Origin of the sequence: Edaphobacter bradus, assembly GCF_025685645.1 — a bacterium.
Taxonomy (GTDB): Bacteria; Acidobacteriota; Terriglobia; order Terriglobales; family Acidobacteriaceae; genus Edaphobacter; species Edaphobacter bradus.
Window position 1 is genome coordinate 292,051 of the sequence record NZ_JAGSYF010000004.1, and the last position, 24,020, is coordinate 316,070.

Genomic DNA, 24,020 nt, shown 5'->3' on the forward strand with positions numbered 1-24,020 from the left:
ATGGCATTCATATTTTTGCGAATGCGTTGACGGCGAGCTTCTATTCTTTTGGCGCATAATTCAAGCGGATCCACGTCCGATCCCTTGCAATCACCGTAACTCAACCGAGACTTGACCTTCAGCTGTTGAACTTTATTAGCGAGGTGCCTTTCGATGGGGATTTCCAGACGTGATTTTCTGATGCGTGTAGGGCAGGCTGGCGGATACAGCGCTGCGTTCGTAACCATGCAGTCGCTGGGACTGATGCCGATGAGGGCAGAGGCTGTGCAGCCGATCGAAGCGGCGCCTGGAACAGGCAAAGGCGTGAAGATCGTCGTGTGCGGCGGCGGCGTTGGCGGACTCGTTACAGCGTATGAGGCGAAGAAGCTGGGATACGAGGTTACTCTGCTGGAGGCGCGTAAGCGTCCGGGCGGGCGCGCGTGGAGCGCGCGGAACGGCGACGAGGTGGAGTTCGTCGATGGGACACTGCAGAAGATTACCTGGAGCGAGGGGCTGTATCAGAATATGGGCCCCGCGCGCCTTCCCTCGGTGCACGGGACGATGCTGGGTTACTGTCGTGAGCTCAAGGTTCCTCTTGAGGTGGAGGTGAACACTTCGCGCTCGACGCTTCTGCAGAACGACAAAGTGAATGGCGGCAAGCCGGTGCAGCAGCGCAAGGCGATCAACGATACGCGCGGGCAGGTGAGCGAGCTGCTCTTGAAGGCGATTGCGGGTGGCGCGCTGGATCAGGAACTGAGCGCGGAAGACCGGCAGCGCATGATCGAGGTCCTCAAGATCTATGGGCCGCTGGATAAGAGCGGGAAGTACAAGGGGTCGGATCGCTCGGAGATCGACCGCTATCCGGGGGCAGGACCACAGACGATGATTGTGGACGAGCATCCGTTGGATGTGCACACGCTGCTCGATGCAGACTTCTGGGGCGCGGAACTTTACGAAGAGGCATGGGACTGGCAGGCGACGATGTTCCAGCCGGTGAACGGCATGCAGCAGATCTCGAACGCATTTGCCAAGTCGCTGGGGGCTTCGGTAATCTTCGACGCTCCGGTGACGGAGATTGCCAAGACAGCGAAAGGCGTGCGTGTGAGCTACACGAAGGGCGGCGCGACGAAGTCAATTGAGGCTGACTATGCTGTATGCGCGATGCCGCTCGCGATCCTGAAGAAGATCAAGTCGGATCTGGACACGGAGCATCGTGGAGCAGTGGATCGCGTTGGCGCGTCGTACCGCGGGGCGTTCAAGATTCCGTGGGAGGCGAAGCGTTTCTGGGAGACGGACTACAACATCTATGGCGGACTTTCGTTCCTGGCAGAGGGGCCAAGCCCGGTGTGGTATCCGAGCGCGGGTCTGTTTTCAGAGCGCGGGATTGTTGTGGCGGGCTACATGGACGAGGCGATGGGAGGCTTCGACAAGCTGTCGATGCAGGAGAAGTTCGAGGCTTCACGCGCGTCGATCGAGAAGCTGCATCCAGGGCATGGCAAGGACCTGGAGAAGCCGATCTACTGTGGCTGGAAGCATATCAAGTGGAACGAGGGTTCATGGATCGGCGGGATTTCGCCGGCGGATTATGACGTGATTACGCAAGCGGATGGCCCGATCTACTTCGCAGGCGACCACACGAGTCATATTGTGGGGTGGCAGGAGGGCGCGGCCCTGAGCGGAAAGCGCGCAGTGCAGATGATCAGCGAAAAGGTGAAGGCGGCGCGGCTTGAGGGTAAGCATCGCGGCACGGTTTCAGCGTAGCGTTGGACAGATTTTGGACAGATCAAAGAGGAGATGCTGATGAAGAAGTTGGTGTTTGTAGTAGCGATGATGACTGGCTGCGCGGCATTGCAGGCGCAGACCGCAGTGAAGCATATCCAGGACGACAAGAGCCCGATTGCCAAGGGCGTGTGGGCCGGCGATACGTTCTATCTGAGCGGCCAGCTTGCTTCGCCGATCACGCCGGCGGACGCGGCCAAGGGCACGCCCGCTGAATATGGCGACACGAAGGCGCAGGCGGCCAGCGTGTTCGCCAAGATTCAGGCGGCGTTGAAGGATCAAGGGCTGGACACGAAGGATGTGGTCAAGATGACCGTATTCCTTGGCCCTGATCCGAAGACGGGCAAGTTGGATTTTGCGGGGATGCAGTCGGAGTACGTGAAGTACTTTGGGACAACGGAGCAGCCGAACAAGCCGGCGCGCTCAGCGTTCCAGGTTGCCGCTCTGGCAGCACCGTGGGCACTGCTCGAGGTGGAAGTGATTGCAGTAAAGAGCAAGTAGCAGCGAGTTCAAAGACGCCCTTCTTCGCAGGAGACCTGTGAGGAACGGGCGTTTTTGTTTTCGGCATCGCAGTGGGTGGAATCAGGACGGTTCTTTCTCGCCGTCGATCTCCTCAAGGGCAAGAACGCCTCCGGTGATCTCGCCGTTGAGGCCGCGGACGGGCGAGGCGGTGGCGCGGAGCAGTACCTTTGAGCCGTCGGCGCGCTGGTAGAGGATCTGCTCGGGCGGCGTAGTCTCGCCGTGAAGGATGGCGCGGGCGAGAGGATACTCGTGGGGCTGGACTGGTGTGCCATCAGGATGAAATGCGGTGCGCTTCCGGTAGGCGTCGATGGTGTCGATCTCTGCATCGCTCGGACCGAGGATATATTCGGCGTGCGGGTTGCGCATGACGATGCGGCCGCTGGGGGCCTCGGCGATGACGAGGCCGACCGGTACAGCATCGAAGACAGCCTGGAGGCGCGACTGGCTGCGGAGGAGAGCGCGCTCGGTCTTCTTCTGCATGTCGATGTCCTCGACGACGCCGTACCAGCGAGTGACCTCTCCGTTTTCACCGCGACGAGGGTAGGCGCGGGCACGCATCCATCGATAGTTACCGTGTTTTCTCCCGATGCGGTACTCGATGTCTATGGGCGCGCCAGTGCGCCTGGACTGCTCCCATTGGAGCCTCGCTGGCTCGACGTCGTCGGGGTGCAGCGCGTTGATCCATCCCTCCCCGAGTGTCTCGTCGCGCGTCATTCCCGTGAGGGTCTCCCACAGCGATCCGAAGTCGAGAATCCTGCCGTTGGGGTCAGCGGTCCAGGTGACCTGCGGACTCAATTCGACGGTGTTGCGGTAGTGGTCTTCGCTCTCTTTGAGGGCCTTCTCTGCCTTCGCGCGGTCAGTGATGTCGATGACAGAGACGGAGATGCCGATGACCTCGCCAGCTTCGTCCCGCGCGGGTTGGCAGGAGACGAGAAGGCTGCGTGGATCGCCACTTTGGGTCAGATCGATGTCGTGAATTTCGGTGCTGGCTGTTGGCTTGCCGCGAAGCGCTCGCTGCAGACAGGTCTCGAGGTGGGAGTACATCTCGGGGACGACGTCGGCGATGGCTCTGCCGAGGTGGTAGGCGACGGGCAGGCCGTCGATCTCCGCGAGACCGCGGTTGATGCTGGTGTAGCGAAGATTGCGATCGAGAAAACAGAGGCCAACGTGAGCGCCGTCGTAGATGGCCTGGAGCTGTGCGAGGCGTTGTGCGGGCAGCGCCTCGAGGTGCGTGGAAGCCTCGTGATCCCAGCCAGTGACGGGCATTCCTGCAGGTGGGCCGGGAGGATGGGCGAAGTCGAAGCGGGTCATCGCTCTCGGAGCAATAGGCTGGCCGTAGAACCAGCCTTGTCCGAGTTCGCAGCCAAGCCAGAGAAGGAGATCGGCCTGTGCCTGATCCTCGATTCCCTCGGCGACCGTGGTGAGGCCGAGGCTGTGACCGAGGCCGATGATGGCTGCAGCGATCTTGCGGCTGTCGCGGTCTTTGGTGATGGAACGTACGAAGCTGGCATCGACTTTGAGTTCGTCGAAGGGGAGCTTCTGAAGATGAATGAGACTGGAGAAGCCGGTTCCGAAGTCGTCGAGGGCGAGCCGCGCGCCCATGTCTTTGAGCGCATGCGCGGTCTCGCGAGCCCGTTCGAGGTTCGAGGCCAGCGCGCTCTCGGTGATCTCGACGATGAGCCGCTCGAGTGGAAAGCGTCCTGACGCTGCGGCTCGCTGAAACTGACTGGGAAGAGAGCTGTCATGAAGCTGGGTGGGCGAGATGTTGATGGAGAGCGTGAGGTGGCTGGGCATGTACGCGGCAATGACAAAGGCCCGCTGAAGCAGCTTCTCCGTCAAGGCGTTGATGGAGTGGCTCCGCTCGGTGAGGGGAATGAACTCGTCGGGCGTGACGATGCCTCGCTCAGGATGACGCCAGCGAGCGAGGATCTCAAAGCCAGTCAGCACCCCACTGCGCAGCTCAACGATCGGCTGGAAGTAGGGGACGAATTGATCGCTCTCAATCCCCTTGATTACGTCAAGCAGCTGGCCGCTAAGCATTAGGACTCCGTCTGCAAAAGAGTACCTGAGAAAGCTGAATCATTATTTCACGTCTGCTCACAGAGCCCTATAGATAACTCGTGTAAGCGTTTGCATCTCCTTCGCAGAGGTGTCAGGGATTGATTCAATCGGCAAAGAAACAGGAGGACCGGACGGCCCTCCTGTTTACGCTGCAATGTACTGGATTCCTTCGCTTGTGGCGGACAGCCAGAGAGCTATTTGGCTGGAGAGTTGATGGCAGGAGGTTTGACTCCGGCAGCCTGCTCTCGCCGGGCTTCCTGCTCCACGGCGCGCATGACGCGGAGCAGATTCCCGCCGTAGATCTTCTTGATGTCTTCGGCGGAGTAGCCCTTCTCCAGTAGTGCGCGGGTAAGAGCAGGGAACTTCGAGTAAGAGTCAAGGTCGGGCGGGACGCAACCTACGCCATCGAAGTCCGTACCGATGCCTACGTGATCGATGCCGCCGACTTTGACGGCGTGGTCGATCTGCGCGACGACGTCAGCGAGCGTGGCGGGCTTAGGTCCTTCGGCTGCCATCTCGGCGCGGAGCTTTTCAAGGGCCTCTTCTTTGGCGACGGGATCAGCGATCTGTTGGATCTGGTTGTAGGCCTCGCGGCGCTTGGCCTGGAGAGGCTTGAGCTCGTCAAAGTAACGCTGCGAAAGGAACTCGCAGCCGAAGTTGATCTGCATGACTCCGCCCTTTGCCGCCAGCGCACGGATCATGTCGTCGGTCATGTTGCGGGTGTAGTTGGTGACGGCGCGGCAGCCGGAGTGCGAGGCGATGACGGGGGCGGAGGAGGTCTCAAGCGCATCCCAGAACGTCTTATCGGCGGTGTGGGAGATGTCGACCATCATGCCGAGGCGGTTCATCTCGCGAACGACGTCTTTGCCGAAGGGAGTGAGGCCGTTGTGATGGACGACCTTGGGGTTATCGATGTCCCCCTGGGAGTCTGCCCAGCTGTTGGTGTTGAAGTGGGTGAGGGTCATGTAGCGGACGCCAAGGGTGTAGTAATCGCGGAGGAGTCGGAGCGAGTCCTCGATGGCGTGGCCGCCTTCAATTCCCATGAGAGCGGCGATCTTGTGCTCGTTGTGGGCACGGACGATATCGTCGGCGGTGGTGGCGAAGACGAAGTCGTTGGGGTGCGCCGCGATGACGTCGGTCTTCACCGTATCGATCATCTGCAGGGTGCGGTTGGCAGAGTGGTTGTCTTTGACGTATTCGGCACCGACGTAGACGGCGAAGAACTCGGCACCGAGAAAGCCCTTCATGCGCGAGAGATCGGTCTGGCCCTTGTCGTTGTGGGTGGCGATGTCGTAGCCATCGACCGTACGAGAGGGGACGTCATTATGCGTATCAATGAGGATCGCATCGCGGGTGATGCGGTCGACCTCAGCTTGAGTGACCTTGCGGGGGTGCTGCGCAATAAGAGGAAGTGTGAGGGAGGCGAGGACGACCAAGGTAGTGCTTCGCGTCGAAATGAGCAAAACGGGGGGCCTTTCGGAAAAGGTAATTTGTCGGTTCAGATTAGCGTACAGGATTGGCGGCCCCTGAGTGCGTTTTCGCAAGCGATGGAATCGCTTGTAAGCGCCGATAGAGTAAGTCGGCCGGCCAAGTTACTCTGAAGCTGGCCTGTTTTCTACTGTTACCTTCGCCAAACTTTAGGTGGATAGCTGGCTCGTAGATTAATTGATTGATTCACGTGATTGGAGAATTGAATCACGAAGGAAAACGCATGTGTTTTCAATCGTTCAGAGATGTGAATCGAGAACAGTTGGAATAGTGATGCACGCGCATATTCTATTGACATCATGTATCCAGTCGTCTAGTCTCAGACCAATCAACACAAAGCTATTTCTCACGTCAATGGGACCGAACAGAAGTCGGGACGCCTCAAACGAAGTGTATCTAGCTCCCTCCGTTGTGCAGTATCAGCAGAAACGTGCTGTTCACCAGATGTATTAGTGTTCGCAGGTTCCATCGCTTTCCTTTGAACTCCGGCGGCGTAGTCGGAGGTCATTCAAGAGAAAATTCGACAGACTATCTTTTGACAGCTTCTTCTCAGGTTATAAGCCGGGAAGCTGGCGGCTAGTTGCACTAGACGGCATCCTGTTAGCCGTATAGCAGGACTTAGCCTGGAACTTCTCCAGGCGTCGGGGATTCTCTGTCTTCTATCCAGTTTGTGTTTTGTCAAGACAGTCTCGTCGCAGACTGCTACGCACCCTTCTTGTCTTTGCAGTTAGACACACTCATAACGATGGAGGCCGCATTTATGCATCGCTTGATCAAAAAACATCTCAGCCTGCTATTACCAGTTCTGTTGCTAGCCGTAGTTGCAGCATGCGCTCAGGCCCAGTCAAACTATGGCGCTGTTCGCGGAACCGTGACTGATGTTCAGGGAGCGGCGCTGACTCCTGCGACGGTGTCACTTATTTCGCAGTCGAAGATGGCGGTACGCTCGACGGTGAGCAACAGTGCGGGCGAGTTTGTCTTCAATGCGGTAGAACCGGACACGTACACCCTCAGGGTGTCGATGGACGGCTTCAAGACGTCGGAGAACAAGGGGATCGCTGTCGATTCCGGAAATACGATTCCGTTCGACGTGAAGCTGCAGATCGGCTCGACGAGCCAGAGCGTAGAAGTTACGGCGACGGAAGATCTGGTCACCAACGGCACTTCATACAATGGGCAGCTTATCGATTCGCAGAAGCTCGAGAACCTTCCGAATCCCGGCCGCAATCCATTCCTTTTTTCGAAGCTCGACAATGCTGTGACGGCGGCGGGCGATCCGCGTTTTGTGCGCTTCCAGGACCAGAGCGGATCGTCGACGATTTCGATTGCCGGCGGACCGATGAGTTCGAACAACTACTCGGTCGACGGTGTGCCGATCACGGACTTCAGCAACCGCGCCGTAATTATTCCCAGCATTGAAGCGGTTGAAGAAGTGAAGGTGCAGGCGAATACTTACGATGCGGAGATTGGCCGCACGAGTGGCGGCATGTTCAACACCACACTGAAGTCAGGCTCCAACGCGCTGCACGGCGTACTGCAGGGCGAGACGCGTCAGACCAACTGGGGCGCAAATACATTCTTCAACAATCAGAAGGGAATCCCCCGCGGAGCGGCCGAATTTTACTCGTACGTGGGTAGCCTTTCCGGTCCTATTCCGCTGCCGACGTGGCTTGGGGGCAAGGACAAGACGTTCTTTGCCATTACGGGAGAGGGGTATCGCCAACGTTCCCCGTTCGTCAACACCACGTCATTTGTGGTTCCTACGGCGCTTCAGCGCGGCGGAGATTTCTCTGAGATCGGAACTGTTACGCCAACCGGTACATGTGCTACCGGCACTAATGGCAAGGATGCTATTTGCATCAAGAACCTCGCGGCAGGCGGCTACTACCCGGGCAACAAGATCACGAACATCAACCCGATCGGCCTGAAGATTCTGCAGGCGTATCCTACGCCGAACACGACCGAAAGCCGCTTTGGCGTGACGAACTTCAACGGAGGCGACACGCTCGGCGACCGCGCAGACGAGTTCAACGGGAAGGTGACCCATCAATTCTCCTCGCGATGGCTGGCCGACTTCTACTACCTGCACTATGGCAGCAAGGAGCCAGGCGGCAACCCACTGCAGACGCAAGCCGGCTATTCCGGTTCTTATCTGCTCTATCGTAAGGTGGATGCGATCGGCATCCAGAACACGATCAGTGTAAATCCGACGACAGTGCTGACAGTCGGCTTCGGCTTCAACCGTTTCCCGAACAACACGCTAGACATCAGTAACGGGTTCGACCAGACGACCCTGGGGCTTCCCTCTTACTACACGTCGGCCCAATCGAAGAAGGCTTTCCCGCGCATTACAGCCGACGCGAGCCTCGCAAACGAAGGAACTTCAAACTCAGGTCCGCAGGTTTATTTTTCTCGCAATTTCGTTGTGGGCATCGGGAAGAACCTTGGCAGGCACAGCCTGAAAGCAGGTTATAACTATCGCGCGATTAGTCTGACCTTCACGAGCTTGAGCGATGCCTCCGGCTGGTTCAACTTCAACAATCTCTCCGGAACGGCTGCTGCCGACATACTTCAGGGCTTCCCGACCACCGGCCAGTTGATCGTGCCGTCGCAGCTTGCCTACACTACCGGCTACCAAGCCGTGTACCTGCAGGACGACTTCCGGCTCAACCCCCGGCTGACGTTCAATCTGGGCTTCCGTTACGAATACGAACCGGGTATCCATGAGCGGGACAATCGGATTTCGGTTGGGTTCGACCGCAATGCCGTCTACAACGCCTTCGGCAGCAGTGTGCAGGCGAAGGGCGGCGTGGAATTCGCCGGGCAAAACGGATATGGCACCAACACCGGGAACATGGGGAGCAAATACAATCCCCGTGCTGGCTTCGCGTATGCGGTGGACAACCAAACGGTGGTCAAGGTTGGTTACGGCGTCTTCTACGCTCCGGAGTATTACACCAATAACAACGGTTATGCGCCGGGATACATTCTTACGAACTCTATTCCGTCGCAGAGCGGGACGCCTACGATCAGCCTCAGCAATCCCTACCCGACAATCAAGACGACTCCCACTGGAAACTCGAACGGTCTGAGCACCAGCATTGGAACAACGTTGTCGTTGATCGATCAGTACCGGCGCTCGCCGCTCTTCCAGTCCTACTCGTTGCAGGTAGAACATGAGTTCCCGATGGGCGTCGCTCTCAAGATTGGTTATGTGGGCGGCCATGGGCGGAACCTGCCAAACAGCCTCAACATCAATCAGCTTCCCGACAGCCAGTACTCGCAAGGCACCACGCTCAGCACCAAGGTAGCCAATCCGTACGTAGGGCTCGGGTCCTGGGGTCCGGGAAAAGTCAACAAGTATCAAACTCTGCTTCCGTTCCCCCAGTACCAGGCGATCACGATGGCCACAAGTCTAGGCAAGTCGAATTACAACTCGCTCGACCTTAAGGTGCAGAAGCGCTTCAATAGGGGCGTGACTCTGCTGGCGGCCTACACCTGGGCCTCCAACTGGGACAACATCTGGGGCGCCTACGGCTCGTCGAACTCTTTGAACTCGGGCAACAACGGGCCGCAGGACATCTACGATCTGTCCAGGGAGTATGCTCGCGCAACCAACGACATTCCGAACCGCCTTTCCCTCGCGGGAACTCTGGAGTTGCCGTTTGGCCGAGGCAAGCCGTTCCTCAGCGGCGTGAACCGCTGGGTTGACCTCGCGGTGGGAGGCTGGCGCTTCAACGACATCACCGTTATCCAGAATGGTGGTCCCCTTGCAATTACGCAGGGCAACGCCAATAGCTCGTACGGCAACAGCACCCAGCGTCCGAGCCTCATAGCCGGTTCGTCTCCGTGCAAGTCGGGATCTCCGGAAGGTCGCCTGAACAGCTATTTCAATGCGGCTGCCTATAGCATCACGGCTCCCTTCGCCTACGGAACGGCGCCGCGAGCCAGCAACTGCTATGGACCCGGTTACATCAACTCGGATCTCTCACTAAACAAGGACTTCCGGGTGACCGAACGAGTCCATGCGGAGTTTCGCGCCGAGGCCTTGAACGCCTTCAACACGCCGCAGTTCGCCACGCCGAGTCTCTCGGTCGGTAGCTCGAGCGTGAACACGAAGACGGGTATCGTGACGACGACGCCGAACTCCGGCGCCGGTCAGATCACTGGTACGCTTGGCTTCCCGCGGTTGGTGCAGTTGGGCGGCAGGTTAACCTTCTGACGGGCTTCACTCCTAACCTTGGCACCGTCGCTTCGGCGACGGTGTTCTTTTTGTTTGGCACCGAGATCCAGGGGGTCGTCTATCCGTTGGCTGTCTCGCTGTGATAGAAAGGCGCGTGGCCGGACGATTCGTTTTGTCCTGCGCCAGTAGCGAATTACTGAGTACTTTGCGCGTCCCGAGGGGCGTTAGGGAGATGGAGATAGAGATGGCAGAGGGAAGTTGCGATATTGGTTTGATTGGGTTGGCTGTCATGGGCCAGAACCTCGTGTTGAACATGAACGACCACGGATACAAGGTGGCGGTGTTCAACCGTACGACCTCGAAGGTGGATGACTTTATCAACAACGAGGCCGAGGGGACGCAGGTTGTAGGGGCGCACTCGGTCGAGGAGCTTTGCAAGCTGCTGAAGCGGCCGCGGCGCGTGATGATGATGGTGAAGGCCGGCGAGGTCGTCGACCAGACCATCGAGCTTGTGCTGCCTTACCTTGAGAAGGGCGATATCCTGATCGACGGCGGCAACTCGCTGTTTACGGACACAAATCGTCGCACGAAGGAGCTTGCGGAGAAGGGGATTCTCTTTATCGGCACTGGCGTCTCGGGTGGAGAAGAGGGCGCGCGGTTTGGCCCCTCGATCATGCCCGGCGGCAATAAAGAAGCGTGGCCGCATGTGAAGGAGATATTCCAGGCCATTGCGGCGAAGGTCGAAGATGGAACTCCGTGCTGCGACTGGGTGGGGCAGGATGGCGCCGGGCACTACGTGAAGATGGTGCACAACGGCATCGAATATGGCGACATCCAGCTGATCTGCGAGGCCTACCAGTTGCTGAAGGACGGGTTGGACCTGACTGCGGACGAGTTCAGCGAGGTCTTCACGGAGTGGAACAAGGGTGAACTGGACAGCTACCTGATCGAGATTACGGCCGAGATCTTTGCCAAGAAGGACGAAGACGGGCAGCCGATGATCGACAAGATTCTGGACACAGCCGGGCAGAAGGGAACGGGCAAGTGGACGGCGATCTCGGCGCTTGACCTGGGCCAGCCCGTGACTCTGATCGGCGAGAGCGTCTTTGCGCGATGCCTGTCGGCGTTGAAGGACGAGCGTATCGCGGCTTCGAAGGTGCTCGAAGGGCCGAAGAAGATGCTGACGGGCTTATCTGGAATCGAGAAGAAGGAGTTCATTGAGGATGTTCGTCGGGCCCTCTACTGCTCAAAGATGGTGAGCTACGCGCAGGGCTATATGCTGCTGCGCGCCGTCGAGAAGGAGCAGAACTGGGACCTGAACATGGGCGGCATTGCGCTGATGTGGCGCGGCGGCTGCATCATCCGCAGCGTGTTCCTGGGCAACATCAAGGCAGCGTTCGATAAGAATCCCAGGCTGCAGAATCTGCTGCTGGATGATTTCTTCTCGAGCGAATTGAACAAGTATGGGGGGTCGTGGCGGAAGGCCGTGACCCACGCAATCGAGATCGGCGTGCCGATGCCCGCGTTCTCGACGGCGTTGTCGTTCTACGATGGCTACCGCACGGAGAGACTGCCGGCAAACCTGTTGCAGGCGCAGCGGGACTTCTTCGGAGCCCATACGTATGAGCGTGTGGACAGGCCGCGCGGGGAGTTCTTCCACACCAACTGGACGGGGCGGGGCGGACGAGTCTCGTCCTCGACCTACAACGTATAGGTAGCAAAAGATAACGCCGCCGGCATACTCTGCTGGCGGCGTTTGTGTTTGTTGGGGTGATTTTCGTTTTCTGCGGACATGACGCTTGGCAACACTGCGACTCGGCCGCATTGAGCGGGTGCGCTGCTGTGCTGCTGAGGAAGTCGGTCTACTGGAGCTTCTGCCAGGCGTCGTAGGTGAAGATGCCGACGATGCAAATCGTCATCACAGCGGTGGCGATGCCGAGGACGCGGAGAATGGGCTGAATCTGATTGCATTTGCGAACAATTTCGCTCTGCTGTCGTTGTTCGTTGGTTTCGGTCTCGTTGAGGAAGAGTTGATCCTCTTCGTAGCGGGTTAGCTGCCCGCGATAGGCCAGAAGCGCCAGGAAGCAGGCCGCGATGACTCCCCAGATGATGAGCATGACGGGAATGACGCTCATAACGGATATCCTCCACCCTTTACAGGGGCAATCTTCCAAGGCGGCACTGAATCATAGCAGGCCTACGTGGACCTGAATGGGCGTCAGGGCCGTCCGGTCGGATAATACGCCAATTCTAGCGCGATGAACGACAGTTTTTCGGGATTGGTACCGCTCTGGTGACCAGTCGCCCTGCTTTAGTGATAAAGGGAGCGTAGGACGACAACAGCCACGATGACGACCATGAGGAGAACTGCCAGCATCATGTAGGCGATAAACCGCGCGGCACGTTCAGCTTGCCCGGGGGACGGCTGGGTAATGCCGAAGGTGTTGATAAAGGCGTTAGCCAGGAAGAGGAAGAGTCTCATGCATTTACCTGCTGAATTTGATGGTAGCAGGATTTGTAGGCTGCACATGGAATGCATCCCTCGGGATTTGGGCGCATCTATTGCTATGACAGTGTGCTCTCACCTGAGGCCTTGCCGCTGGCATGGCAGGGGCATACACTGAAAGATAAGGAGAACGCTCAAGATGGCCACAGCAACCGTAACCCCTACCGCTGAAGTTATTACCGGAACCCCTGTTTCGGCGCAGCCGGTGACCCTGACCCCAGCCGCAGTTGCCAAGGTCAAGGAGATTATGGCGACCCAGGATCCTGTTCCCGCCGGGTTGCGGATCGGTGTTGTCGGCGGCGGATGCTCGGGCTTCCAGTACTCGATGTCCTTTGAGAACCAGGCCGGCATGATGGACAAGGTCTTCAAGTTCGACGACCTGAAGGTGTTTGTGGACGGAACCTCGGCCATGTACCTGAAGAACTGCACGGTGGACTACGTTGAGACGCTGGAGGCAGCGGGCTTCAAGTTCGAGAATGCCGCCGTGAAGTCGACCTGCGGTTGCGGTTCGAGCTTCAGCGTTTAGTTCCTGAGATTTGGTAGTACAGAGCCCCGGCTGCGGCCGGGGCTTTTCGTTTGCGGGAAGACGTTGGCGGCCTGGAAGCTGCATCTCAACTCGATATTGGATTTAGGTGATAATGTCTTGGATCGTTTACCGGACGACGGGGCCGATCCGAAGCGCACTCGTAACTTAACAAAGTACTTGACCTGAGTTGTTCTACCCTCTTACTGCAGGGGGGCTGGAGATTACTTCCATGAATGGCGAAGAGAAAAAGCCGGAGATAGTGGAGACAAAGGAGTCTCCGTTGGGTCGTTTCAGCCGCCGGTCGTTTATGTCGCACCTCGGGGCCGCCGGTGTCGCTGTAGCGACGGTAAATCCGCTGAGGGCGTCCGCGGAGGGGGCGACCGCAACTGCGTCCTCCGAGCCAGGAACCGAGGCGATCGAGGGTGCGATTCCGCTGAGTCTGCGGGTGAATGGCAAGACGATCCAGGTGAAGGTTGACCCGCGAGCGACGCTGCTCGATTGCCTGAGAGAGTATGCCGCCCTGACCGGCACCAAGAAGGGGTGCGACCACGGACAATGCGGAGCGTGCACGGTGCATGTGAACGGGCGGAGGATCAACTCATGCCTGACGCTGGCCGCGATGCACGAGGGCGACGAGATCACAACGATCGAAGGGCTCGGCGAGCCGGGCAATCTGCATCCGATGCAGGCGGCGTTCGTGGAGCATGACGGCTACCAGTGCGGCTATTGCACCTCGGGCCAGATCATGTCGGCGGTGGCGCTGCTGAAGGAGCCGTGCGGTCCGGCGGACGCCGATGTGAAGGAGCTGATGAGCGGCAACATCTGCCGCTGCGGGGCTTATCCGAATATTGTTGCGGCGATTCAACACGTCAGGCAGCGGGCTTAGCCGGAGGAGTTCACGATGGAGATGTTCAAGTTCACTACCGCTGCCGATGTGCCGCAGGCGATTCAGGCGGGCGCTCGGTCGAACACAGCGCAGCAGGGGGCACAGGTCCGGTTCGTTGCGGGCGGGACGACGCTGCTCGATCTGATGAAGCTGAATGTCGAAAAGCCGGCGCAGGTGGTCGACATCAACCGCCTGCCGCTGGACAAGGTGGAGAGGCTGCCGGATGGGCGGCTGAAGGTTGGAGCGCTGGTGAGGAACTCGGACCTGGCGCACCATGCCGATGTGCAGCGCGACTATGCGGTGCTGTCGCAGGCGCTGCTCTCCGGGGCTTCGGCGCAGCTTCGAAACATGGCAACGACGGGCGGGAACCTGCTGCAGCGGACGCGGTGTGTGTACTTCCGCAACGATGCCATGGCGTGCAATAAGCGCGAGCCGGGTTCGGGCTGTTCGGCGATTGGGGGAGAGAACCGGACGATGGCGATCCTGGGAACGAGCAAGGACTGCCTCGCGACGAATCCTTCCGACATGAGCGTGGCGCTGACTGCGCTGGAGGCGGTGATTCACATTCAGGGGGCGAAGGGCGAGCGCGATGTTCCTATTGGCGAGTTCTTTCTGGTACCGGGCAGTACGCCGCAGCGCGAGAATGTGATGGAGCCGGGCGACCTGATCACCTATGTAACGCTGCCGGCTCCGAGGCCGAATTCTAAGCAGGTGTACCTGAAGCTGCGCGATCGCGCATCGTATGAGTTTGCGCTTGCGTCGGTCGCAGTGGTGGCTGAGGTGACCGGCGGCAGATTCAGCTATGTGCGCGTGGCGCTGGGTGGAGTCGCGACAAAGCCGTGGCGTTCCGTTGAGGCTGAGGGGGCCTTGCATGGCAAGGCCGCCGACGAGAAGACGTTTCGCGAGGCGGCGGAGGCGGCGCTGCATGGCGCGGTCCCACAGAGCCAGAACGGGTTCAAGGTTGAGTTGGCGAAGCGCTGCATCACGCACGCGCTGACGCTCGCAACGAAGTCCGCATAAGTCGCAACACCAGAGGAGATTCGATTCATGGCAACGACTCAGACACTTCCTCCAAAGACGAATGGCGGACTGCCGCGCGTGGATGGCCCGCTGAAGGTGAGCGGCACAGCGATGTATACGTCAGATCACAATCTGCCGGGGATGCTGTACGCGGTGCCGGTGTGTGCGACGATCGCGAGCGGTACGATTGCCACTCTCGATACAACGCGCGCCGAGGCTATGCCTGGTGTGAAGGCGGTTTATCACCGCGCGAACATTGGAAAGATCTTCCGCGTGGCTCCGTCAAACGGGATTCTCGATGAGCGGCGGCCACCGTTTGAGGACGACACGATCCGCTACTACGGGCAGTACGTCGCCGCAGTGGTGGCACAGACCTTCGAGCAGGCAGTGGCTGCTGCCAGGGCCGTGAAGGTCACGTACAAGGCGGACAAGTTCGATGTGACCGACCATCTGGCGACCGACGAAAAACCGGATGTGGACAGCCATCGCGGCGACCCTGATGCTGCGTTCGCGTCCGCGCCGGTGAAGGTGGACGAGACGTACGGCACTCCGGTAGAGACCCACAATCCCATCGAGCTGCATGCGAGCGTTGCGGTGTGGGACGGGCAGAGTTTCACCCTGTATGAGACCTCGCAGGCGGTCGTGAATCATCGCGCGGTGATGGCGGAGATGCTTGGTGTGCCGCCGGAGAATGTTCGCGTCATCTCGCGGTTTCTGGGCTCTGGGTTCGGAGGTAAGTTGTGGCCGTGGACGCATTGCGCAATTGCAGCCTGCGCGGCGCGAAACCTCAACCGGCCGGTGAAGCTGGTGCTGGCCCGCAACATGATGTTCCAGAACGTGGGACACAGGCCGCGTACGCAGCAGAGAGTTCGGCTGGGCGCGAATGCCGACGGCAAGCTGGTCGCATTGATGCATGATTCGCTGAATCACACATCGATCCTCGACGACTACAGCGAGGGCTGCAGCGAGGTGACGGCGTTCAGCTACAGCACGCCGAACCTGCGAGCCACCTCTTCGCTCGTTCGCCGCAATGTAGGTACGCCGACCCCGATGCGCGGGCCCGGCGCCGTGCCGGGGCTGTTTGCGCTCGAGAGCGCGGTCGATGAGCTTGCGGTAAAGCTCAATATGGATCCGGTGAAGCTGCGGCTTCTGAATGAGCCGGAGAAGGACGAGGGGCTCAATCTGCCGTTTTCTTCACGGCACTTTGTCGAGTGCCTGAATGTTGGCGCGGAGAAGTTCGGGTGGTCGAAGCGGACTCCGCAGGTGGGTTCGATGAAGCGCGATGGGCTGGTGCTGGGTTGGGGTGTCGCGGGCTGTTCGTGGGGTGCAGGGCGCATGGACTGCGAGGCCACAGTAGAGCTTCGCGACGATGGCACGGTGCGGGTCGCGAGTGCGACGCAGGATATCGGCACAGGAACCTATACGGTGCTGGCGCTGGTTGTGTCGGAGAAGACGGGGATTCCGACCGAGAAGATCGAGGTGGTGCTCGGCGACACACGGCTGCCGCCGGGGCCGATCTCGGGCGGCTCGGCGGCGACGGCTTCGGTGATCCCGGCGGTGTCGCAGGCGGTTGAGCGGGCGCAGCAGACGGTTCTGAGGGCGGCAACGAGCCGCAGCGATGGGCCGTTCGCCGGTAAGAAGCCCGGGGACCTGGTGTTCACCCAAGGACGTGTGCATTTGAAGGACCAGGCGCCTGAGACGGGTGTGGGCTTCGCCGAGATTCTGACAAAGAACAATCTTCATTCTGCTTCAGGGCGCGGAAGGTCAGGAGGAGTATTTGGCGAATCGGGCCGGAAGTTTTCGACGCACTCCTTTGGGGCGCAGTTTGTCGAGGTAACCTGGCAGCCTGAGACTGGGCGGCTGCGCGTGTCACGAGTGGTCTCGGTGATCGACGCGGGGAGAATTCTGAACCCGAAGCCGGCGCGGAACCAGATCGAGGGAGCCATCGTGATGGGAGTCGGGATGGCGATGTTCGAGAAGACGAACTACGACAGCCGTTATGGCGCTCCGCTGAACAATAACCTTGCCGACTACATGGTAGCGACGAACGCGGACTCGCCGGAGATCGATGTCACCTTTCTTGACCATCCGGACACGGTGATCAATGAGTTGGGCGCCCGGGGCGTGGGAGAGATAGGCCTCGCGGGAATCGCCCCCGCGATTACCTCGGCGGTCTATCACGCGACCGGCGTGCGCGTGCGCGACCTTCCGGTGAGGATTGAGGACCTTCTGTTGCCCTCGCAGGAACGGACGTAGCCGGAATCGCAGAAGGAACGTCTAAGATGAAATCAGCCGTCGCGTCGGGCGGCTGAATCTTTCTATGAACGAGTTTGTCGTCAGGCTGGCGGATGAGCGGGGGCGGGTGCAGGAGCAGACCCACATGGCTGCGACCGCCGAGGAGCTGCGCTCGCGGTTTACGCAGGCGGGATACTACGTCTACTCCGTGAAGGAGAAGGGGCTTCTGGGCGGTACAGGCCCAAAGAAGGTCAAGCTCGAGACGTTCCTGATCTTCAACCAGCAGTTTCTGACGCTGATCCGCGCGGGGTTGCCGATTCTGGGGTCGTTGGAGCTGCTGGCACGGCGGCAGAAGAACCTCAACTTCCGGGCGCAGCTTGAGGACGTCGCCGCGAGGGTGAAGACAGGTGAGTCGATCTCGCAGGCGTTCGAGGCGCAGGGCGGCTTTCCCGTTGTATATACGACGACGCTGCTGGCCGGCGAGCGGTCAGGCAATCTCGAAGAGGTGCTGCAGCGGTTTCTGGACTTCCAGCGGGTCTCGCTGACGTTCCGCAAGAAGCTGAAGGCGAGCCTGATCTATCCGGCGCTGCTGATTGTCATGGTGATCGGGCTGTTCATCTTTCTGATCACATTTGTCGTGCCGCGGTTTGCGCAACTCTATGAGCAGCTCGGCACCCATCTTCCGGCGCTGACGACGTTCCTGCTGGATCTCGGACGCAGGGCGCAGCAATACGGAATCTACGCGGCCCTGGTGGTAGCGCTGGTAGGTTATCTGCTGTGGCGATGGATGAAGACCGAGGCCGGAGCGATGGTGGTGGACAGGATCCGGATCGGGCTGCCAGTGTTTGGCCCGGTGTGGCTGAAGTACCAGGTAGGCTTGTTTTCGCGGACGCTGTCAACGCTGCTGACGGGAGGATTGCCGCTGGTGCCGTCGCTCGAGACGGCGGCGAAGTCGATCGATTCGCGACAGGTGGGGAGCGCGGTGTTTCGTTCTGTGGAGACGGTGCGCGAGGGCAAAGGGCTCTCCGCGAGCCTGCAGCAGACGAAGGTTTTTCCCGAGCTGGCTATCGAGATGATCGAGGTGGGCGAGTCGACCGGCGCGCTGCCGCAGATGCTGAACTCGGTGGCGGAGTTCTTTGAAGAGGATGTGCAGACGAACCTGACAGCAGCCATGAGCCTGATCGAGCCTATGATCCTGATCATTATGGGCGTGGTCGTGGTGACAATCCTGATTGCGCTGTATCTGCCGATCTTCAGCTTGAGCGCGGGTGGTGTGAGTCAGTAAAGGCTAAGACGCCTGCTTGAGAACGCGACGCGCCGACAGCGAGAGCATCAGCCGGGAGAATCCGCTGAAGAGCATGCTGATGCCGACCAGAGTCCCGATGGCCCAGACAGTGCTGAAAGGCCACGTGCGCCAGATCATGAAGGAGAGCACGAGGGTGACAACGCCGTCGAAGAGCGTCCAACCCCAGCCCGCGTGCGGGCGAAGCCGGAAGCCAAGGATGAGCTCGAAGATGCCCTCGAACAGAAGGTAGGCGGCCAGCAGGAGAGTCAGGGTGAGCAGGCCCGCGACCGGATGCAGGATGAGGTAGATTCCGGCGAAGAGATAGACGAGGCCAACGAGAAGCTCCCATAGAGTGCGGCCGGTGGTGTGGACCTTCCAGGCGAAGATAAGGTGGGTGGCGCCGCTGACGGTGAGCAGCCAGCCGAAGAAGAGCGTGACGCCGAGGCCAGAGATCCCCGGGGCGACCAGGCCCAGGAAGCCAGCGAGGATAAGCAGCACGCTGAGGAAGATAGACCAGTTGATGGACCGGTGCGCCATGGCTGCGAGCGGGGTGCTGGGCGAACTGCTCATGAGGCAAATCCTCCGTGTCGAGAATAGGTTTTCGTCCCGGGGCAGTGCGGCTGGAGCTATGGCTATTCGTATCTTATGTTTGTGTCGCGATAGTAGGATGGTCAGAAGAGCCGGTCTGGTTGTTTTGCGATATCTGGTTTCGCTGCAAGCTTTTGATTCTTTGGTTCCAGAGGTTGGGTAGGGGGAACTTGCCCGTGCCTGCGTCTTTTGGGGGATGTGAGCACAGGTAACGGTTGTTAAGGACAGGGAGTCTTACGGGTATGGGAAATGTTCCGCTGGCAATACCGTTGAGCGAAACGGGTGTGGATGAGGGAGCGCGCGCGCAGGCACTGGCGCACCGCTATCACGCAGAGTTTGTAGACTTGAAGAACTTCAAGATCCAGCATGAGCTCTTCAAGCGCGTGCCCGTGGACATGATGTTCCGCTACAACTTCGTTCCGTTGGAGCAGGTAGGCAACCGGCTGGCGATTGCGGTGAGCGACCCGTCGAAGCTGATGGTGCTGGACGAGATCTCGGGCTTGCTTGGCGCGCGGCTGATTACCCGCGTCGCGACGCTCAGCCAGATTACGGAGCTTCTGAAGAAGAACGAGCAGTCGCAGCGGGTGCTCGAGGAGGCGAGCGAGGGGTTGGCCTTCGACGTGCTCTCAAGCGAGGACAATCTCGAAGAGAACATCTCGATCGAGCGCCTGACCAGCGAGGACGATATCTCGCCGATCATCCGGCTTGTGGATACGACCATCTTTACCGCGCTCGAACGGCGAGCCTCGGATATCCACCTCGAGACCTTCGACGACTCACTGCTGGTGAAGTACCGTATTGACGGTGTGCTGCAGCAGGCGATGGCGCCCATTGCGCGCGAGCATCATCAGACCATCCTCTCTCGCATCAAGGTCATGAGCGAGCTCGACATCGCCGAGCGCCGCGTCCCCCAGGACGGACGCTTCCGCGTGCGCTACAAGGGCCGCCTGATCGACTTCCGCGTGTCCATCATGCCCACCGTCCACGGCGAGAACGCTGTGCTGCGTGTGCTCGATAAGGAGTCGATGAGCGAGAAGTTCAAGAAGCTCTCGCTCGAAGTGGTAGGGTTTGCGGAGAAGGACCTGGAGCGGTTCCGGAGGTACATCAAGGAGCCGTACGGCATGGTGCTGGTAACCGGGCCGACCGGGTCCGGCAAGACGACCACTCTGTATGCCGCGCTGAACGAGATCAAGTCGGAAGAAGACAAGATCATCACCATCGAGGACCCGGTCGAGTACCAGATTCGCGGCATCACGCAGATTCCAGTGAATGAGAAGAAAGGGCTGACGTTTGCGCGCGGGCTGCGGTCGATTCTGCGTCATGACCCGGACAAGATCCTCGTCGGCGAGATCCGCGATGCGGAGACGGCGCAGATCGCAATCAACTCGGCTCTGACAGGGCACCTGGTGTTCACGACGGTTCACGCAAATAACGTCGTCGATGTATTGGGGCGCTTCCTCAACATGGGCGTGGAGCCATATAACTTCGTCTCGGCGCTCAACTGCATCCTTGCACAGCGGCTGGTGCGGCAGATCTGCGAGCTCTGCGCTCGCGATGTGTACTACGACGATGCGACTCTGCTGGCCAGCGGGCTGGAGCCGGCGGAGTGGCGCGGCTTCCGGTTCCGTGAGGGCGCAGGCTGCATCGAGTGCGGCGGCACGGGCTATCGCGGACGCTCGGCGATCCACGAATTGCTCGAACTGGATGACGAGATTCGTGAGATGCTGCTGGCGAAGAAGCCGGGAAGCGAGATCAGGAAGAAGGCTCGTGACAAGGGAATGGATTTCCTGCGCGATTCCGCGTTGGACAGGGTCCGGGCCGGGGTGACGACTTTGAAAGAGATCAATAAAGTTACGTTTATTGAGTCGGGGCGGTAAGGCGGGGAACCCAGGAACAGGTAAGCTAGGACGGAATGCAGATACTGCCGACGAGTTTAGGAACGCGGCCTCGGCTGGCTGTCGAGATAAGGCCGGAGGGCGTGGTAGCGGCGCGTGCCGAGGATGCCTCGGCGATGCTGGCTGCGGTGTCCCGTGCCGAGTTGCGCGAGGGCGCCGTAGCGCCTTGCCTGAAGACGGGAAACCTCGCCGACCGGGGCGGCGTGGTGGCAGCGACGCGGTCCGCTCTGGATGCCGTGTCTGCGGGCAATGGACGCAATGTCACGGTGGTGGTGCCCGATGCCGCGGTGCGGGTACTGTTGCTGGAGTTTGACGAGCTGCCGGGAAGCGCGGCCGAAGCGCTTCCGGTGGTACGGTTCCGGCTGAAGAAGCTGGTGCCCTTTGATGCTGACGATGCGGCAGTGACCTATCAGGTGATGTCAAGCGCAAAGAACTCTGTCAGTGTGCTGGTTGTTGCGATGCCGCGGGATGTTCTGGCGGAGTACGAGGGAGTGGTGACCGCGGCGGGATATCTGCCGGGTGCGGTGTTGCCGAGCACTCTGGCCGCGCTTGCCGGGTTGGAGGTGTCGGACGATGCGACATTGGTGGTCAATGCAGGGCACTGCGGAGTGACGACGGCGATTGTGAAGAGCGGAGTGCTCCTGCTGCACCGTTCGCTGGATATGACGGTAGATGTTAGCGAGCCGGTCCCGGAGCAGCACGAGGCTGGTCGGCTGGACGCAGAAGCTTCGATGCAGAGCTTAGTCTTGAAGGCCCAGGAGTTGCACGAACTGGTTGGCGCGGCTGAAGCCAATGAGGTCGTGCAGGAGGTAAATGTGGCCGCAGCCTACTTTGAGGACACGCTCCAGGTTTCGCCGCGAGTCATTGTTTCGGCAGGACCATTGGGAGCCGAGCGGCTGGCCGCGATGATGGAGGAGAGCGGGATCGGTGGACTGCTGGTGCGGGAGATGGTGGACGCCGGGATGCTGCAGGCTGGCGCTGCGACTGCGACAACACCGCGAAGCTGGCTGGCCGGCGTGAGAGGAGCGTTGAAGGACTAATGCGAGTCTCTGTCAATCTTGCGACACGGCCATTTGTCGAACTGCGGCCTCTGTTTGCGCGGCTGCGGCTGGCGATGGTGGGGCTTGCGCTGCTGGCAGTGGGGCTGTGGTTTGGCCTGCGTGCGCTGGATATGAAGGCGAAGGCTGCCCAGGCGCAGATGGATGAGCTGAAGGCGAAGACGCAGGAGTATCAGCAGCAGCGGCAGAGGAATGAGGCGAGGATGCATCAGCCGCAGAACATGGCGGTGCTCGAGCGCAGCCAGTTTCTGAACGCGCTGTTTGCTGGGAAGAGCTTCAGCTGGACGGCGGTGATGATGGACCTGGAGAAGGTGCTCCCGACTGGCGTCCAGGTGACGAGCATTGAGCCTTCGGTGTCGAAGGAGGGCGGGGTGAACATCCGGCTGCGGGTGAGCGGAGAGCGTGATCGCGCGGTGCAGCTGGTGAGGAACCTTGAGACCTCGCAGCGGTTCGTCGCTCCAAGGCTTGCAGGTGAGGCGGCGCAGGCGCAGGAGAGCGGGCGCACAGCGTCTGCGGTGCCGACGGTGCCGGGCGCGGTGGAGTTTGAGATTCTGAGCGGGTACAACCCGCTTCCTGCGGCTTCGGTGAAGGCCGTGAAGGCTGTGGCTTCAGAGGAAGCGGATGCTGGGGACGAGGCTCCGAAGACGGTGTCGCGAAGGCAGCGTGGCGCAAAGGCCGCTCCGCCGAAGCAGCGGGCGCTCCTGGGCGGTGCGCGATGACGGAGATGACGCGGAGCGCGGTGATGGGGATGCAGGGCGTCTCGGAGAAGACGCGTTCGCTGCTGACGAAGCTGAATCTGTGCTACGCAGGTGTGGCCGCGCTGGCGCTGGTGAATCTGTACCTGCTGGCGCACATGGCGTTTGCGTGGCGCGCGGCGCAGGGCCAGGATGAGGCAGCGCTGGCGCAGCAGCGGGTGGCGATGCAGGCCGCCGAGATTGCGAGGAGGCCGCTTGAGGGGCTCGACGAAAAGTTGAAGCTGGCCAATGAGGACGCGGACAGGTTCTATCAGCGACGGCTGCCCTTTGCCTATTCGCAGGTCGCCGGAGAGCTGGGCATGCTGGCGAAGAAGCAGGACGTGAAGCTGACGCGCGTGCAGTACGCGGAGTCTCCGTTGCTCGAGCACAGCGCGGGCGAGCTCACTGAGGTTCGCATGGATGCGAGCCTGAGCGGCGACTATCGCGCGCTGGTGCTGTTTGTGAATGGGCTGGAGCGCGATAAGACCTTCTTCCTGATTAACGGAGTCGCGCTGACAGGCCAACAGAGCGGGACTGTAGGGCTGCGGCTGAAGCTGACGACCTTTCTGCGGCCTGCTACGGCCAAGGAAAGCTCGGAGAAGAGCGTCTTGCAGCCGACGGCGGATGACTCCGCCAGCGGAGGTGAGCCGCGATGAGGATTGGAACCGAGGACAGGAAGAAGCTGGGGATTCTGGCTGTGGTCGGTGGGCTTGGGCTCGGGGCAGCTTGGTACATCTACTCGTCGCTGATGGTTTCGGATGCTCCTCAGCCTGCTGCTCCCGCGGTGGTGTCGACGGCGAAGCCGGCTGCGCCTGCGAAAGCTGCGAAGACTACGGGTGGTGTTGCGGTGAATGTGGGGACGACGTCGGCACAGCTTGATCCGACGCTGAAGATGGGGCCGATGCTGGTGACTGAGTCGCTGGTGTATTCGGGGACGGGAAGGAACATCTTCTCGTCGGCTTCGATGCCGGTGATTCCGAAGCCCATCGCTCCTGTGCGACCGAAGGCTCCTCTGACGCCGGTGGCTACGGCTCCTTTTGGACCGCCTCCGCCTCCGCCGATCGATCTGAAGTTCTTCGGCGTGGAGACGACGGCGAACGGGAAGCGGCGTGCGCTGCTGCTGAAGGGCGATGATGTCTTTCTGGCCGGTGATGGCGACATCGTGCAGCGCCGGTATAGAGTGCTTACGGTTATGGCGAACTCGGTTGTGGTGGAAGACCTGGCAAACAGCAATCAGCAGACGCTGCCGCTGATTGCGCGTTGAGCGAGGACGCG

General features: G+C 60.1%; 19 protein-coding genes. 14 read left to right on the top strand and 5 right to left on the bottom strand.

Going from position 1 to position 24,020, the window contains the following annotated elements:
* Positions 1-153: 153 nt before the first annotated feature.
* Together OHL16_RS16245 and OHL16_RS16250 are read left to right on the top strand one after the other, a co-directional pair.
* Positions 154-1,740 carry a flavin monoamine oxidase family protein gene (locus tag OHL16_RS16245; RefSeq protein WP_263368231.1) on the top strand — a complete coding sequence of 529 codons (1,587 nt, stop codon included), beginning with the start codon at positions 154-156 and terminating at the stop codon, positions 1,738-1,740.
* A 39-nt stretch (positions 1,741-1,779) separates the two neighbouring features.
* Complete coding sequence (locus OHL16_RS16250) at positions 1,780-2,259, top strand: Rid family hydrolase (protein WP_263368232.1); 480 nt, start codon at positions 1,780-1,782, stop codon at positions 2,257-2,259.
* Between the two features lie 81 nt (positions 2,260-2,340).
* On the opposite strand, the gene OHL16_RS16255 is transcribed toward OHL16_RS16250, so the two are convergent.
* Both OHL16_RS16255 and OHL16_RS16260 read right to left on the bottom strand, forming a co-directional pair.
* Positions 2,341-4,320 (bottom strand): EAL domain-containing protein, encoded by a 1,980-nt coding sequence (locus OHL16_RS16255; protein WP_263368233.1) that lies wholly within the window; start codon positions 4,318-4,320, stop codon positions 2,341-2,343.
* 215 nt (positions 4,321-4,535) lie between these two features.
* The gene (locus OHL16_RS16260; protein ID WP_263368234.1) at positions 4,536-5,804 is read right to left on the bottom strand and encodes a dipeptidase; all 1,269 of its coding nucleotides are present in this window, start codon (positions 5,802-5,804) and stop codon (positions 4,536-4,538) included.
* Positions 5,805-6,589: 785 nt separating this feature from the next.
* Here OHL16_RS16260 and OHL16_RS16265 point away from each other — a divergent pair.
* Positions 6,590-10,051, top strand: coding sequence for a carboxypeptidase regulatory-like domain-containing protein (locus tag OHL16_RS16265; RefSeq protein WP_263368235.1), 3,462 nt, complete (start codon positions 6,590-6,592; stop codon positions 10,049-10,051).
* Positions 10,052-10,256: 205 nt separating this feature from the next.
* Entirely contained in the window at positions 10,257-11,726 is a 1,470-nt protein-coding gene (gene gnd, locus OHL16_RS16270) for a decarboxylating NADP(+)-dependent phosphogluconate dehydrogenase (RefSeq protein WP_263368236.1), read from the top strand.
* A 148-nt stretch (positions 11,727-11,874) separates the two neighbouring features.
* Here gnd and OHL16_RS16275 read toward each other — a convergent pair whose 3' ends face one another.
* Together OHL16_RS16275 and OHL16_RS16280 are read right to left on the bottom strand one after the other, a co-directional pair.
* Positions 11,875-12,147, bottom strand: a complete 273-nt coding sequence (locus tag OHL16_RS16275) for a hypothetical protein (RefSeq protein ID WP_263368237.1) — start codon at positions 12,145-12,147, stop codon at positions 11,875-11,877.
* 176 nt (positions 12,148-12,323) lie between these two features.
* Positions 12,324-12,494 (bottom strand): hypothetical protein, encoded by a 171-nt coding sequence (locus OHL16_RS16280; RefSeq protein WP_263368238.1) that lies wholly within the window; start codon positions 12,492-12,494, stop codon positions 12,324-12,326.
* Positions 12,495-12,657: 163 nt separating this feature from the next.
* On the opposite strand from OHL16_RS16280, the gene OHL16_RS16285 reads away from it, so the two are divergent.
* The 5 genes from OHL16_RS16285 (at position 12,658) to OHL16_RS16305 (ending at position 18,470) form a co-directional block, all read left to right on the top strand.
* On the top strand, positions 12,658-13,044 hold the full coding sequence (locus OHL16_RS16285) for a HesB/IscA family protein (RefSeq protein ID WP_263368239.1): 387 nt from the start codon (positions 12,658-12,660) through the stop codon (positions 13,042-13,044).
* Between the two features lie 229 nt (positions 13,045-13,273).
* Positions 13,274-13,930, top strand: a complete 657-nt coding sequence (locus tag OHL16_RS16290) for a (2Fe-2S)-binding protein (RefSeq protein WP_263368240.1) — start codon at positions 13,274-13,276, stop codon at positions 13,928-13,930.
* A gap of 15 nt (positions 13,931-13,945) precedes the next feature.
* Positions 13,946-14,950, top strand: a complete 1,005-nt coding sequence (locus tag OHL16_RS16295; protein ID WP_317891079.1) for an FAD binding domain-containing protein — start codon at positions 13,946-13,948, stop codon at positions 14,948-14,950.
* Positions 14,951-14,977: 27 nt separating this feature from the next.
* The gene (locus OHL16_RS16300) at positions 14,978-17,206 is read left to right on the top strand and encodes a xanthine dehydrogenase family protein molybdopterin-binding subunit (RefSeq protein WP_263368241.1); all 2,229 of its coding nucleotides are present in this window, start codon (positions 14,978-14,980) and stop codon (positions 17,204-17,206) included.
* Positions 17,207-17,270: 64 nt separating this feature from the next.
* Positions 17,271-18,470 carry a type II secretion system F family protein gene (locus OHL16_RS16305; RefSeq protein ID WP_263368242.1) on the top strand — a complete coding sequence of 400 codons (1,200 nt, stop codon included), beginning with the start codon at positions 17,271-17,273 and terminating at the stop codon, positions 18,468-18,470.
* 3 nt (positions 18,471-18,473) lie between these two features.
* Here the strand turns inward: OHL16_RS16305 and OHL16_RS16310 are convergent, their stop codons facing one another.
* A complete protein-coding gene (locus OHL16_RS16310) occupies positions 18,474-19,040 on the bottom strand; it encodes an HdeD family acid-resistance protein (protein WP_263368243.1) in 567 nt (188 codons plus the stop codon).
* 260 nt (positions 19,041-19,300) lie between these two features.
* Here OHL16_RS16310 and OHL16_RS16315 point away from each other — a divergent pair, with 260 nt between their 5' ends.
* From OHL16_RS16315 to OHL16_RS16335, 5 genes are read left to right on the top strand one after another with little or no spacing between them, the layout of a single operon-like run.
* Positions 19,301-20,935: a GspE/PulE family protein gene (locus tag OHL16_RS16315; protein ID WP_263368244.1), complete on the top strand. Its 1,635-nt coding sequence runs from the start codon at positions 19,301-19,303 to the stop codon at positions 20,933-20,935.
* A 35-nt stretch (positions 20,936-20,970) separates the two neighbouring features.
* Positions 20,971-21,993, top strand: a complete 1,023-nt coding sequence (locus OHL16_RS16320; protein ID WP_263368245.1) for a type IV pilus biogenesis protein PilM — start codon at positions 20,971-20,973, stop codon at positions 21,991-21,993.
* Positions 21,993-22,730 carry a PilN domain-containing protein gene (locus tag OHL16_RS16325; RefSeq protein WP_263368246.1) on the top strand — a complete coding sequence of 246 codons (738 nt, stop codon included), beginning with the start codon at positions 21,993-21,995 and terminating at the stop codon, positions 22,728-22,730. Before OHL16_RS16320 ends, OHL16_RS16325 begins: the two co-directional genes overlap by 1 nt.
* Positions 22,727-23,401 carry a hypothetical protein gene (locus OHL16_RS16330; protein ID WP_263368247.1) on the top strand — a complete coding sequence of 225 codons (675 nt, stop codon included), beginning with the start codon at positions 22,727-22,729 and terminating at the stop codon, positions 23,399-23,401. Before OHL16_RS16325 ends, OHL16_RS16330 begins: the two co-directional genes overlap by 4 nt.
* Positions 23,398-24,009, top strand: a complete 612-nt coding sequence (locus OHL16_RS16335) for a hypothetical protein (RefSeq protein ID WP_263368248.1) — start codon at positions 23,398-23,400, stop codon at positions 24,007-24,009. The genes OHL16_RS16330 and OHL16_RS16335 overlap by 4 nt, the downstream gene beginning before the upstream one ends.
* Positions 24,010-24,020 lie beyond the last annotated feature (11 nt).

Excerpts from the sequence above, each read along its gene's own strand:
- OHL16_RS16245 (WP_263368231.1), top strand. The coding sequence starts at position 154 with ATGGGGATTTCCAGACGTGATTTTCTGATGCGTGTAGGGCAGGCTGGC.
- OHL16_RS16250 (WP_263368232.1), top strand. The coding sequence starts at position 1,780 with ATGAAGAAGTTGGTGTTTGTAGTAGCGATGATGACTGGCTGCGCGGCA.
- OHL16_RS16255 (WP_263368233.1), bottom strand. The coding sequence starts at position 4,320 with ATGCTTAGCGGCCAGCTGCTTGACGTAATCAAGGGGATTGAGAGCGAT.
- OHL16_RS16265 (WP_263368235.1), top strand. The coding sequence starts at position 6,590 with ATGCATCGCTTGATCAAAAAACATCTCAGCCTGCTATTACCAGTTCTG.
- gnd (WP_263368236.1), top strand. The coding sequence starts at position 10,257 with ATGGCAGAGGGAAGTTGCGATATTGGTTTGATTGGGTTGGCTGTCATG.
- OHL16_RS16275 (WP_263368237.1), bottom strand. The coding sequence starts at position 12,147 with ATGAGCGTCATTCCCGTCATGCTCATCATCTGGGGAGTCATCGCGGCC.
- OHL16_RS16280 (WP_263368238.1), bottom strand. The coding sequence starts at position 12,494 with ATGAGACTCTTCCTCTTCCTGGCTAACGCCTTTATCAACACCTTCGGC.
- OHL16_RS16285 (WP_263368239.1), top strand. The coding sequence starts at position 12,658 with ATGGCCACAGCAACCGTAACCCCTACCGCTGAAGTTATTACCGGAACC.
- OHL16_RS16290 (WP_263368240.1), top strand. The coding sequence starts at position 13,274 with ATGAATGGCGAAGAGAAAAAGCCGGAGATAGTGGAGACAAAGGAGTCT.
- OHL16_RS16295 (WP_317891079.1), top strand. The coding sequence starts at position 13,946 with ATGGAGATGTTCAAGTTCACTACCGCTGCCGATGTGCCGCAGGCGATT.
- OHL16_RS16300 (WP_263368241.1), top strand. The coding sequence starts at position 14,978 with ATGGCAACGACTCAGACACTTCCTCCAAAGACGAATGGCGGACTGCCG.
- OHL16_RS16305 (WP_263368242.1), top strand. The coding sequence starts at position 17,271 with ATGAACGAGTTTGTCGTCAGGCTGGCGGATGAGCGGGGGCGGGTGCAG.
- OHL16_RS16310 (WP_263368243.1), bottom strand. The coding sequence starts at position 19,040 with ATGAGCAGTTCGCCCAGCACCCCGCTCGCAGCCATGGCGCACCGGTCC.
- OHL16_RS16315 (WP_263368244.1), top strand. The coding sequence starts at position 19,301 with ATGGGAAATGTTCCGCTGGCAATACCGTTGAGCGAAACGGGTGTGGAT.
- OHL16_RS16320 (WP_263368245.1), top strand. The coding sequence starts at position 20,971 with ATGCAGATACTGCCGACGAGTTTAGGAACGCGGCCTCGGCTGGCTGTC.
- OHL16_RS16325 (WP_263368246.1), top strand. The coding sequence starts at position 21,993 with ATGCGAGTCTCTGTCAATCTTGCGACACGGCCATTTGTCGAACTGCGG.
- OHL16_RS16330 (WP_263368247.1), top strand. The coding sequence starts at position 22,727 with ATGACGGAGATGACGCGGAGCGCGGTGATGGGGATGCAGGGCGTCTCG.
- OHL16_RS16335 (WP_263368248.1), top strand. The coding sequence starts at position 23,398 with ATGAGGATTGGAACCGAGGACAGGAAGAAGCTGGGGATTCTGGCTGTG.